Origin of the sequence: Sulfitobacter sp. SH22, from assembly GCF_965641905.1 — a bacterium.
Classification (GTDB): Bacteria; Pseudomonadota; Alphaproteobacteria; order Rhodobacterales; family Rhodobacteraceae; genus Sulfitobacter.
Map to the genome: position 1 here is coordinate 2,501 of NZ_OZ282573.1, position 11,684 is coordinate 14,184.

Annotated in this window: 7 protein-coding genes and 2 rRNA genes; 5 read left to right on the forward strand and 4 right to left on the reverse strand. The window is 56.6% G+C overall.

Annotated elements, in window-relative coordinates; all coding sequences use genetic code 11:
• The first annotated feature begins 346 nt into the window (after nt 1-346).
• The 4 genes from ACSQ13_RS02170 to ACSQ13_RS02185 all read left to right on the forward strand — a co-directional run bounded on the left by ACSQ13_RS02170 (nt 347) and on the right by ACSQ13_RS02185 (nt 5,373).
• Nucleotides 347-3,223: ribosomal RNA gene (locus ACSQ13_RS02170) — 23S ribosomal RNA — on the forward strand.
• A gap of 123 nt (nt 3,224-3,346) precedes the next feature.
• Nucleotides 3,347-3,461 (forward strand): 5S ribosomal RNA (rrf, locus tag ACSQ13_RS02175).
• 165 nt (nt 3,462-3,626) lie between these two features.
• A complete protein-coding gene (locus ACSQ13_RS02180; protein ID WP_295513202.1) occupies nt 3,627-4,103 on the forward strand; it encodes a CreA family protein in 477 nt (158 codons plus the stop codon).
• 112 nt (nt 4,104-4,215) lie between these two features.
• Nucleotides 4,216-5,373, forward strand: a complete 1,158-nt coding sequence (locus ACSQ13_RS02185) for a lytic murein transglycosylase (protein ID WP_295513201.1) — start codon at nt 4,216-4,218, stop codon at nt 5,371-5,373.
• Here ACSQ13_RS02185 and ACSQ13_RS02190 read toward each other — a convergent pair.
• From ACSQ13_RS02190 to ACSQ13_RS02205, 4 genes are all read right to left on the reverse strand, one after another.
• Nucleotides 5,368-6,720 (reverse strand): sensor histidine kinase, encoded by a 1,353-nt coding sequence (locus tag ACSQ13_RS02190; protein WP_295513199.1) that lies wholly within the window; start codon nt 6,718-6,720, stop codon nt 5,368-5,370. The genes ACSQ13_RS02185 and ACSQ13_RS02190 overlap by 6 nt on opposite strands.
• Nucleotides 6,717-7,376 carry a response regulator transcription factor gene (locus tag ACSQ13_RS02195; RefSeq protein ID WP_295513198.1) on the reverse strand — a complete coding sequence of 220 codons (660 nt, stop codon included), beginning with the start codon at nt 7,374-7,376 and terminating at the stop codon, nt 6,717-6,719. The genes ACSQ13_RS02190 and ACSQ13_RS02195 overlap by 4 nt, the downstream gene beginning before the upstream one ends.
• Before the next feature lie 87 nt (nt 7,377-7,463).
• The gene (locus tag ACSQ13_RS02200; protein WP_295513197.1) at nt 7,464-9,509 is read right to left on the reverse strand and encodes an NADH:flavin oxidoreductase; all 2,046 of its coding nucleotides are present in this window, start codon (nt 9,507-9,509) and stop codon (nt 7,464-7,466) included.
• Between the two features lie 89 nt (nt 9,510-9,598).
• Nucleotides 9,599-10,615, reverse strand: coding sequence for a glycosyltransferase family 2 protein (locus ACSQ13_RS02205; RefSeq protein ID WP_295513196.1), 1,017 nt, complete (start codon nt 10,613-10,615; stop codon nt 9,599-9,601).
• Nucleotides 10,616-10,811: 196 nt separating this feature from the next.
• On the opposite strand from ACSQ13_RS02205, the gene ACSQ13_RS02210 reads away from it, so the two are divergent.
• On the forward strand, nt 10,812-11,618 hold the full coding sequence (locus tag ACSQ13_RS02210; RefSeq protein WP_176248616.1) for a hypothetical protein: 807 nt from the start codon (nt 10,812-10,814) through the stop codon (nt 11,616-11,618).
• Nucleotides 11,619-11,684 lie beyond the last annotated feature (66 nt).

The window sequence follows — 11,684 nt, forward strand, 5'->3', positions numbered from 1 at the left end:
TGCTGCTCCTTCGGGAGCCGGCGTTTAACGGACTGTTTCCTCGGTCTTTTAGGCGTATCGCGATTGAAAAGAACGTGTTGTCCAAGTCAAGTACACTAACCAGAGACATGACGCCTGCTTCCTGCACGGAAGGTAGGCTAGATGCATGTCTCGCTGTCCAACCTATAGTGGTTGGGCGGGTAAAAAAGTATGCTTTTGATCTGGAATAAGGAAAGACAGTTTCTTACCAGCTTCTGTCTTCCGCGCAGATTGCCTGCCTTATGCAGCGACGTTGGTTGATGGTGTAAATAGCCCTCAAGTAGCGAAGCGGTAGGGCATCATGGGTAGTCTTGCTTTTTCTGGATCAAATCAAGCGCGAAAAGGGCGTTTGGTGAATGCCTTGGCAGTAAGAGGCGATGAAAGACGTGATACTCTGCGATAAGCCATGGGGAGCTGAGAATAAGCTTTGATCCATGGATTTCTGAATGGGGCAACCCACCTGATATTCTGCTATTTATACTACTCCTAAGATGCTGTTTGCGGGTTCGCCCTCAAGTAGCCGAATAGGCGGTAGGGCAAAATAGGAGGGTAAACCAGGTATTTATAGACTGAATACATAGGTTTATAAAAGCAAACCCGGGGAACTGAAACATCTAAGTACCCGGAGGAAAGGAAATCAATTGATACTCCCCTAGTAGCGGCGAGCGAACGGGGACCAGCCGAGCCTCAATTGTGGTTAGAATGCGTTGGAATGCGCAACCAAAGTGGGTGATAGTCCCGTATAAGAAGCATGAGAGGACGTATTAAGTAGGGCGGAACACGTGAAATTCTGTCTGAAGATCGGAGGACCACCTTCGAAGGCTAAGTACTCCTTACTGACCGATAGTGAACCAGTACCGTGAGGGAAAGGTGAAAAGCACCCCGACGAGGGGAGTGAAACAGTACCTGAAACCGAACGCCTACAATCAGTTGGAGGGGCCTATGCGCCCTGACAGCGTACCTTTTGTATAATGGGTCATCGACTTGGTCTCACAAGCAAGCTTAAGCCGTTAGGTGTAGGCGCAGCGAAAGCGAGTCTTAATAGGGCGTTGAGTTTGTGGGATCAGACCCGAAACCGAGTGATCTAGGCATGGCCAGGTTGAAGGTAAGGTAACACTTACTGGAGGACCGAACCCACATCCGTTGAAAAGGATCGGGATGAGCTGTGCCTAGGGGTGAAAGGCCAATCAAACTCGGAGATAGCTGGTTCTCTGCGAAATCTATTTAGGTAGAGCGTCATCCGAATACCCTCGGGGGTAGAGCACTGGATGGGTAATGGGGCCCCACAGGCTTACTGATCCTAACCAAACTCCGAATACCGAGGAGTACTAGATGGCAGACACACGGCGAATGCTAACGTCCGTCGTGAAGAGGGAAACAACCCTGACCTACAGCTAAGGCCCCTAATTCATGGCTAAGTGGGAAAGCAGGTGAGACGACCAAAACAACCAGGAGGTTGGCTTAGAAGCAGCCATCCTTTAAAGATAGCGTAACAGCTCACTGGTCTAAATAAGTTGTCTTGCGGCGAAGATGTAACGGGGCTCAAGCCATGAGCCGAAGCTTAGGATGCATTTATTGCATGGTAGCAGAGCGTAGTGTGACATAATTCCATGTCTCCTTAACCACTTCGGTGGGATTGGAGACGCGGAGTTTTCTGTGAAGCGGGCCTGTGAGGGATCCCGTGGAGAGATCACTAGTGAGAATGATGACATGAGTAGCGACAAAGAGTGTGAGAGACACTCTCGCCGAAAATCCAAGGGTTCCTGCTTAAAGCTAATCTGAGCAGGGTAAGCCGACCCCTAAGGCGAGGCCGAAAGGCGTAGTCGATGGGAACCAGGTTAATATTCCTGGGCCAGATGGAAGTGACGGATCTCGAGGGTAGTTCATCCTTATCGGATTGAATGGGCTGCTTAGAGGTCCCTGGAAATAGCTCCATCGTTAGATCGTACCCTAAACCGACACAGGTGGATAGGTAGAGAATACCAAGGCGCTTGAGAGAACTATGTTGAAGGAACTCGGCAAAATACCTCCGTAAGTTCGCGAGAAGGAGGCCCGGTCTGTACGCAAGTATGGGCTGGGGGCACAAACCAGGGGGTGGCGACTGTTTATTAAAAACACAGGGCTCTGCGAAGTCGTAAGACGACGTATAGGGTCTGACGCCTGCCCGGTGCCTGAAGGTTAAAAGGAGGGGTGAGAGCTCTGAATTGAAGCCCAGGTAAACGGCGGCCGTAACTATAACGGTCCTAAGGTAGCGAAATTCCTTGTCGGGTAAGTTCCGACCTGCACGAATGGCGTAACGACTTCCCCGCTGTCTCCAACATAGACTCAGCGAAATTGAATTACCGGTCAAGATGCCGGTTACCCGCGGTTAGACGGAAAGACCCCGTGCACCTTTACTACAACTTCACACTGGCATTAGGCCGAACATGTGCAGGATAGGTGGTGGGCTTTGAAGCGTGAACGCCAGTTTGCGTGGAGCCTCCCTTGAGATACCACCCTTGTTCTGCTTGATGTCTAACCGCGGTCCGTTATCCGGATCCGGGACCCTGTGTGGTGGGTAGTTTGACTGGGGCGGTCGCCTCCTAAATCGTAACGGAGGCGCGCGAAGGTTGGCTCAGAGCGGTCGGAAATCGCTCGTTGAGTGCAATGGCAGAAGCCAGCCTGACTGCGAGACTGACAAGTCGAGCAGAGTCGAAAGACGGCCATAGTGATCCGGTGGTCCCAAGTGGGAGGGCCATCGCTCAACGGATAAAAGGTACGCCGGGGATAACAGGCTGATACTGCCCAAGAGTCCATATCGACGGCAGTGTTTGGCACCTCGATGTCGGCTCATCTCATCCTGGGGCTGGAGCAGGTCCCAAGGGTACGGCTGTTCGCCGTTTAAAGAGGTACGTGAGCTGGGTTTAGAACGTCGTGAGACAGTTCGGTCCCTATCTTCCGTGGGTGTAGGATACTTGAGAGGAGTTGCCCCTAGTACGAGAGGACCGGGGTGAACGATCCACTGGTGGACCAGTTGTTATGCCAATAGCAGTGCTGGGTAGCTATGATCGGACAGGATAACCGCTGAAGGCATCTAAGCGGGAAGCCCCCCTCAAAACAAGGTATCCCTGAGAGCCGAGGTAGACCACCTCGTCGATAGGCCAGAGATGTAAGCGTAGTAATACGTTCAGTTGACTGGTACTAATGGCTCGATAGGCTTGATTTGATCCAGTAGAAGCAAGACTTAGCAGCGCTCAAGTAGCAAAGCGGTAGTGCATTATACTAATCATTCAAAAGCATACACACATACATAACTGTACTGACTTGGACATTTATTGAATTTATTCGGTTTGGTGGTCATAGCGTAAGCAAAACACCCGATCCCATCCCGAACTCGGCAGTTAAGTGCTACTGCGCCAATGGTACTGCGTCTTAAGACGTGGGAGAGTAGGTCACCGCCAAACCTAATAAGTTCAATAAATGATTATCTCTCTTACGATACAATATACAAAACGCCCGATGTGTTCATTACACAACGGGCGTTTTGCGTTGGAAGCATGAAAATGATCATTGAGCATTGGTGGAAGATTTTTCTTGGGAACCTTCTGCGGATCTGCGCGTATATCAACATGAACACATATAAATCCCCCTCCCGCTTGGTCTGCGCATTGCTTGCATTCGCATTATTTCCGCTTTCGGCCAGTGCTGAAACCGTCGGCAATGTCGATGTGGACTGGCTTGGAAATGATATCGTGATCGAGGCGGTGTCAGACCCAAAGGTGAAGGGTGTCACCTGCCATCTTGCCTATTTCGAACGCGGGATCATCGACCGTTTGCAAAAGGGAAACTGGTTCGAAGACCCGTCCAATTCGGCAATTTCCTGTCGCCAGACCGGCCCTATCGAGATCGGCGACATCGATCGGGGGGACGAAGGCGAGACGGTTTTTTCCGAGCGCCGTTCAGTGATCTTTAAGACGTTGAAAGTGAAACGTATCTATGACGAAGCAAACAATACCCTGATTTACATCAGCCACGCGCGGGATGTGCAAAACGGGTCGGCAAAGATGTCGATGTCGACTGTGCCGCTCTATATCCCCGGCAACTAGGGTGTCCCTGATGACTAGGCAAAGGATTGCCAAAACATAACTGCCCCTTTGCGGCTATCCCGCCTTGGGTTAACCTGTGCGCAAAGCCACAACAAAATAGGGCGCGGGCAGTATGAGTATTTCACGTAGGAAATTTACAATCGGGCTGGCGGCCTTGTCGCTCGCCGCATGTGAGAGAAGCGGAAATGCCGCTTCCTTTGTGCCGCGTTCAGACGGGGCGTTGCCCGATGATCTGATGCCGCAAGCCAATGCCGGCTATGATGCATGGGTCGCGGGGTTCAAACTGCGCGCGGCGGGGCAGGGCATTTCGCCGGCGACATTGCGCAGTGGGTTCTCCGGTGCCGGCTATCTGCCCGGTGTGGTCAGGCGGGACCGGAACCAAACAGAATTCAGCCGCTCGCTTGAGGATTACCTTGCGATTGCTGCCTCCGAAGAGCGTGTGACCAAGGGGCGCGCGGCCTTTGCCCGTCACCGCAATGTCTTGCAACAGATCGAGGCCAGATACGGCGTGCCAGCCGAGGTTGTGACCGCTGTTTGGGGGCTTGAAAGCTTTTATGGTGAACGTCGCGGCAATGTGCCTGTCGTATCGGCCACATCGACACTGGCCTATGATGGCCGCCGCGGCGCGTTTTTTGAAAAGCAGTTGATTGCCGCGCTCAAGATCCTTGAACGCGGGGATGTCGGCGCGCGCGGGCTGACCGGAAGCTGGGCGGGTGCCATGGGGCACACACAGTTTATCCCAACGTCCTATCAAGCCTTTGCCGTCGATTTCAACGGGGATGGCCGCCGTGACATCTGGTCTGATGACCCGACTGATTCACTGGCGTCCACGGCGGCATATCTTGCGAAATCCGGTTGGAAATCCGGCGAGAAGTGGGGCGCTGAAATGGGCACAGCTGCGGCTGGCTCGGCCACGCCGGTCTCTATCCTCCAGCCCGATGCGGGCGGGCCCCGCTTTGCGGTGTTCAGGAACTTCCGTGCGATCAAGCGCTATAACAACTCTGACAATTATGCGATCGGGGTTGGCCATCTGTCAGATCGGATTGCCGGTGGTGGGCCGATCATCGCCAGCTTTGGCCCCGATAAATACGGGATGACCATCGACGACCGTAAGGCGCTGCAAACCAGGCTGACCGCCAGAGGGTTTGATACCGACGGCACGGATGGTGTGATCGGGCCGAACAGCCGCAAAGCCATCGCGGCCTATCAGCAAAGTGTGGGCTTGCCAGCGACGGGGGATCCGTCCCTTGATCTGCTGAACCGTCTATGAGCGATTGGCGGGCGGCACGGCAAAGCCCGCCATAAAACCGCCCGCCTGCCCATCGGCGGGGGAGCGTAGCTCGAGCGCGCTGCCTGCCTGCCGGACGATGCGGTCCGCGATATACAGGCCCAGCCCGAACCCGCCCTGCGCCGCGCTGCCCTGGTGCAGGCGTTCGATCAATCTGTCTAGATTTTCGGGGGAAATGACGGCGCTGTCATTGCTGACAGACAGGTAACCGTCCTGCGACAGGCGCACATGTACCTCACCGTTCGGGGTGCCGTGTTGAAAGGCGTTGTCCACCAGATTGCTGACCACGATTGCAAAGGCATCGGCATCCATCACCGAAAATACCGGCTGATCGGGCATAGCAATCTTCAGGCAGTCTTTTCTGGCAGGGTCTCTCTTCACTTCATCGACCGAAAATTGCAGAAGCTTTGCAACGTCAACCCGCGCACCCGACACGCCGATCCCGGCCTCTGCCCGCGCCATTTGCAGCAGACGGGCAACCAGCCGGACCATCCGTTTCAAAGCATCCTCGACTTTGACAATCGCCACCCGGCCTGCCGGATCCGGGGTGTCGGCCCGCAGGCGCTGGACCTGTGCCAATGCCACCGCCAAAGGGGTGCGCAATTCATGGGCGGCAGAACTGGCAAAGGCGCGTTCACCTTCCAAGGATTGGGACAAGCGCGTCATTAACCCGTTCAAAGACGCCGTGATCGCGGCCAGTTCTGTGGGCTGGCCTGCGGCATCAATCGGGGCAAGCTGGCCATCCCCGCGCGCGCTGATGTCATCGCGCAATTGATCCAGCGGTTTCAGGGCGGTGCGGGCGACCCATCTGACAAGGAAATAGGCGAGCGGCAGCAAGGCAAACATCGGGATAAGGAAGGCGACAAAGCTGTCAAGGAACGCTTCGCGGCGTTCGATTAACGGGTCACCGACCCGCACGGCCAGCCCGCTTGCGTTGAATTCCGACGTGTAAAACATATGGGTCGCAGTCCGGTTGAATCCGGAAATGATCGCACCGCTTGGCGGTTCGGCTTGGGCGAAATCGCGCGAGTTGATCAACACCGTGCCATCGCTCTTGAGCACTTGGTAAATCAGCACCTCGTCCGTATCGCCCGGACCGCGCGCCTTTAGGGCCGCATCAAGCGCGTCAATATCCAGCACGCCATTGGTCAAGGCCTGGGTCACGATAGGGCGAAACAGCCCCGCAATCTCGACCAGCTCATTGTCGAACAGTTCTGCTTGTTCGCCGCGCAGCGCAAAGCCCGTCACCGCCATCGACAAGCCCCAGATCATGGCAAAGCCCAGACTGATCAGCAGCGCCAGACGGCGTGACAAGCTCATCGGGGTCATGGTCGGCGCATCCGGTAGCCAAACCCGCGCAGGGTTTCGATTGCATCGCGGCCCAGCTTGCTGCGTAATCTGCTGATATGCGCTTCGATTGTGTTGCTCTCGACCTCTTCGCCAAAGCTGTAGATGGCGTCTTCAAGATCGGCTTTGGCAACGATGATATCCGGTCTGCGGCTTAGCCTTTCGAGGATGGTCCATTGCTTGCGGGTCAGCGGCACGGCGGTGCCATCGCGCAAAACGGTCTGGCTGGCGGGAAGGATCAGCAAGGGGCCGAATTTGCGTTCAGGATCACGGTCTTGGTCCGCGCGCCGCAAGATCGCCTGAATACGCGCCAGCATTTCATCCAGATCATAGGGTTTCACCAGATAGTCATCGGCACCCGCATCCAGTCCGGCAATCCGTTCGGTGATCCTGTCACGGGCTGTGACGATCAGAACCGGAACGTTCTTGTGGTTTCCGCGCAGCCATCGAAGAACATCCAGACCGTCGCCATCGGGCAGGCCAAGATCCAGAAGAACCAGATCATATTCCGTCGTGGCGATTGCGGCCAGCGCGTGGTCCACACCCGTGGCAAGGTCCACGGCATGGCCTGCCGCGCGCAGATGGTCGCAGACGGCTTGTGCCAAATCGGCTTCATCTTCGACGACCAACAATCGCATATATTTCCCCCGGCTGACGCGATCTAACATCAACTGCAAGGTGTCAGCAATCCGCAAGGCGGGGCGGCAGGGCGGCGGCGGGCCAGGCTACAGGTCTTTGACCAAGCGCAAGGCATCGTAAATCGCCGCATGGGTGTTGCGGGAAGACACGGCATCGCCAATCCGGTACAGCCAGAATGGCGCGTCGTTATTCCAATCCAGGGTTTGCTTTTCACCCATAATCAGGGCGTCGTAATCAACCGCGCCTTCGTTCTTGCTAAGCGGTTTGAGCGCGAAATAAAGATCATCCAGCGGCAAGGTGCCATAGTTCACAACGACCTGATCATATTCCTGCTGCTTGGTGAAATCACTGTAATCGGTGCCGATCGTTGCGATCAGTTTGTTGCCCGCCCGTGCGACGCCCAGCAAGCGACGCGTCACGGTAAAGGTCACATCCTTATCCTGCAAAGACCGCATATAGGGCACAAGGTTCATCGCCATGATCTCGGGGGCAAAGCTGCGGTCGGGGGTCATCACCTCGACTTTGGCCCCCGCATTTGCCGCGACCTCGGCGGCTTGCAGCCCCGGATGGTCACCGCTTTCGTCATAGATCAACACATTCTCGGCAGGTTTCACATCGCCCGAGATGATATCCCACGAGGTCACCACATTGTCAGCCTCGATACCGGTTTCGAACAATTCGGTATTGGGCAGCCCGCCCGTGGCGATGATCACCACATCGGGGTCCAGCTGTAAAACGGTGTCCTGATCTGCCCAAGTGTTGAAATGAAACACCACATCGCGGGCGGCACATTGGGCCATGCGCCAGTCGATGATCGACATCATCTCGCGGCGGCGCGCGCTTTGTGCGGTCAGCCTGATCTGCCCTCCCGGATCGGGCTGGGCCTCGAACACCGTGACGTGGTGACCGCGTTCGGCGGCAACGCGCGCGGCTTCCAGCCCCGCCGGACCTGCGCCGACAATGACAATCTTGCGTTTGACGACAGCCGGTTCAATGCTGTGCGGCATGGTCAGTTCGCGCCCGGTGGCGGGGTTGTGGATACACAACGCCTCGCCGCCCTGATAGATGCGGTCGAGACAATAGGTGGCACCCACACAAGGGCGGATGTCGTCCTCCCGGCCCTCGATGATTTTCTGCACGATATGCGGGTCGGCCATATGGGCGCGGGTCATGCCCACCATATCCAACAGCCCCGCTGCCACGGCGTGGCGGGCGGTTGCCACATCCTGAATGCGGGCCGCGTGGAATGTGGGCATCCCCGTCGCCTTTTTGACAGAGCCCGCGAAATCCAGATGCGGCGCGCTTTGCATGCCTTGCACGGGGATCACGTCGGTCATGGCCGGGTCGGTATGGATGCGCCCCTTGATCACGTTCAGAAAATCCAGCTGGCCTGATGCGGCCAGTTTCTTGGATATCTCAAGCCCTTCCTCGGGGGTGATGCCGCCCTTTTGCGCCTCGTCGGCGGTGTATCTGAAGCCCACGATGAATTCCGCGCCCACCCGTTTGCGCACGGCGGCCAGTACATCCATCGGAAACCGCATCCGGTTTTCCAAGGTATCGGCACCGTAGGGGCCCACCAGATCATTGGTCAGGGGCGACCAGAATTGATCCAGCAGGTGGCCGTAAACCTGCAATTCGATCCCGTCCATGCCGCCGTCTTTCATGCGTTCGGCGGCATCGGCGAAATCGCTGATGATCCGGTCGATGTCCCAATCCTCGATCAGTTTGGGAAAGGCGCGGTGCGCGGGTTCGCGGTGTTTCGACGATGACACCGACGGCAGCCAGTCGCCCTTGTTCCATGTCGTGCGTCGCCCCAGATGGGTCAGCTGGATCATCACCGCGCAGCCATGTTCGTGGCAGGCGTCGGTCAGGTTGGTGATCCACGGCACGACCTCGTCCTTATAAGCCAGCACGTTGTTGAACACCGGCGGGCTGTCCTTGGATACGGCCGCCGATCCGGCTGTCATCGCCAATGCCACACCGGCCTTTGCGCGTTCGGCGTGATAGGCCCGGTAGCGGGTTTTGGGCATGCCGTCTTCGGGATAGGCGGGTTCATGACTGGTGGTCATGATCCGGTTTCGCAAGGTCAGATGCTTGAGCTGGAAGGGTTGCAACAGCGGATCGGCAGACATGGCGCACCTCTTTGGCAAAGACAGGGTTACCTGACGGTGCATCCGAAATGGCGGGCAATCAACTCTATTCGCGGCGCTTTGGCCGTTCTCTACGTCTGGCTATGCCGGCGTAAATGCGCCTGCGTTTGCTCAGGCTTGGGGGGTGTGCTGCCGCCCAAAAGGATCAGATGCCAGTAAAACTGGACTTCGGCGGGGTCTTTCATCAGCGCGGCAAAAGCATCGCGGCGCCATTGAACAGCCCCCTGATGCACGGCCCGGATTTCGGGAGTGCCAAGCAGCGTTGCCATCTGCGCCTGCGTGGCGGCCAGCATCGGGTCGATCCGGTGGTCCTCGACGGTGTTGAAATTCCGTTCTGCCCAATAATGCAGATCAAGGGTTTTGGTCGCCCTATTGGGCAGGCCGCGCCCGCGTTTGACCATAAATTCAGCGGCAGATCGCAAGGAGTAATGGTTCAGCCGCGCCCGCGCCGGGGCTTGCATCAGACCGAACAGATTGATCCGGCTGTCATTTCCGGCAAAGTCGGCCGTGGCGGTTTGCCCGCCGCCAAGCGACCAGACCCCCGGCACCTTGCCCTTGTTCTTGGGGCGGTGCACGCCAAGTTTCTGGAATTTCTTTGGCCGCAACAGGGTTTTGAAAAAGCTGCCCGCCGGCAGGAAAAACGGATCGGGCGCGCACTTGGTAAAACGCGCCGGCGTCAGGTGATCGGTGAAATCTTCCTGACCCGCGGCACCAAACAACCGCCAGGGCAGGGCGATGGCATCAGTATCATCGGGCAGGGATGCAATCAGATCACCGAAGGTCGCCATCGGTGCCTCAAGGCACAGGAATTCATCGCAATCGAAAAAGATCACCCAATCGGCGGATTTCATCAGCGGATGCGCATCGGCCAACCGCATGGCCTGCCATTGCACCGATTTTTCGGCGTCAGGCTGGAACGGCACATGGGTAACACCGGGCAACAGGTCCAGCAGGGCAGGGGTGCCATCGTCGCAATCATGGGTGAAAATCAGAAAATCGGTCACGCCCGCCGCGCGGTGGTGGGCGATCCATTCAAGGCAATAGGGCCCTTCGTTTCGCATACAGGTTACGGCAAGGATGCGTGTCACGGGGGGCGTCGCCTTGGATTGGGTCAATTGCGTTGCTCAAATGACTCTCACGGGTGCCGCCTCAAGTCAATCTTGGGCGGATATTCGGGCGAAACCCCAAGGATTCTTTACAAGTATAGCGGCACTAAGCTAATCTGGACCCTGAGCAGATACATCCGACACAGCAAAAAACCGTGTCATCAGAGAGGCCTGAATTATGAATACCCGTCGCCCCGTCGCGTCGCTTTGGATCGGTGAAAAACTTCACTATCTGAACCAGCTTTGCCTGAAATCCCATGTTGTCGCGGGTCACAAGACGATCCTGTATTGCGCCGACAAGGTTGATAACGCCCCCGAAGGCGTCGAAGTGCGTCCGGCCTCAGAGATCATGGAAATCGACCGCGCCCTGGTCGAAGCCACCAGCGCGTCGTTTCTGTCGAATGTGTTCCGCTACAAGATGATCCAGAAAACCGGCGCGATCTGGATTGATTGCGATGCCTTTTGCCACCAGCCCTTCCCCGAGGACGAAGAATATATCTTTGGCCGCCACGGCATGTCGGGCGCGTTGAACTGTGGCGTTGTGGGCCTGCCGCAAGAATGCGAGCTGATGGACCAGCTGCTGGATTACTATGACAACCTGCCGGATTATCCCGCATGGTGGAACAAGAACCAGCGCAAGAAATACGACCGCCAGGACCCGAAACTGACCCACGCGCACCGCATCTATAACGCAGAGCGCACGGCGTTCGGCCCGCAGGCCTTCACCTATTTTGCCAAGCAGACCGGACAGTATGACAAAGCCAGCGAACGCGAGGTTCTGTACCCCGTGCCGTTCCAGCTGAACGACATTTTTTATGACCCCTATGGCCGCGTCGAAGGGCATTTCACCGACAAGACCCTGTCGGTGCATCTGTACACAAACGGCACAAAGCCATGGTGGGAAAAGAACGAACCGCTGCCCGGATCATACGCCGCGCGGATGTGCGAAAAGATCGGCATCGACCCGTCCAAGGCGCTGCGCTAAGCGACCTGACAAGGGGCCGAAGCCATCAATCTGAAACCGCATAAAAGCCCCCACGGCAAGCTTCTG

Excerpts from the sequence above, each read along its gene's own strand:
- ACSQ13_RS02210 (WP_176248616.1), top strand. The coding sequence starts at position 10,812 with ATGAATACCCGTCGCCCCGTCGCGTCGCTTTGGATCGGTGAAAAACTT.
- ACSQ13_RS02185 (WP_295513201.1), top strand. The coding sequence starts at position 4,216 with ATGAGTATTTCACGTAGGAAATTTACAATCGGGCTGGCGGCCTTGTCG.
- ACSQ13_RS02195 (WP_295513198.1), bottom strand. The coding sequence starts at position 7,376 with ATGCGATTGTTGGTCGTCGAAGATGAAGCCGATTTGGCACAAGCCGTC.
- ACSQ13_RS02200 (WP_295513197.1), bottom strand. The coding sequence starts at position 9,509 with ATGTCTGCCGATCCGCTGTTGCAACCCTTCCAGCTCAAGCATCTGACC.
- ACSQ13_RS02190 (WP_295513199.1), bottom strand. The coding sequence starts at position 6,720 with ATGACCCCGATGAGCTTGTCACGCCGTCTGGCGCTGCTGATCAGTCTG.
- ACSQ13_RS02180 (WP_295513202.1), top strand. The coding sequence starts at position 3,627 with ATGAACACATATAAATCCCCCTCCCGCTTGGTCTGCGCATTGCTTGCA.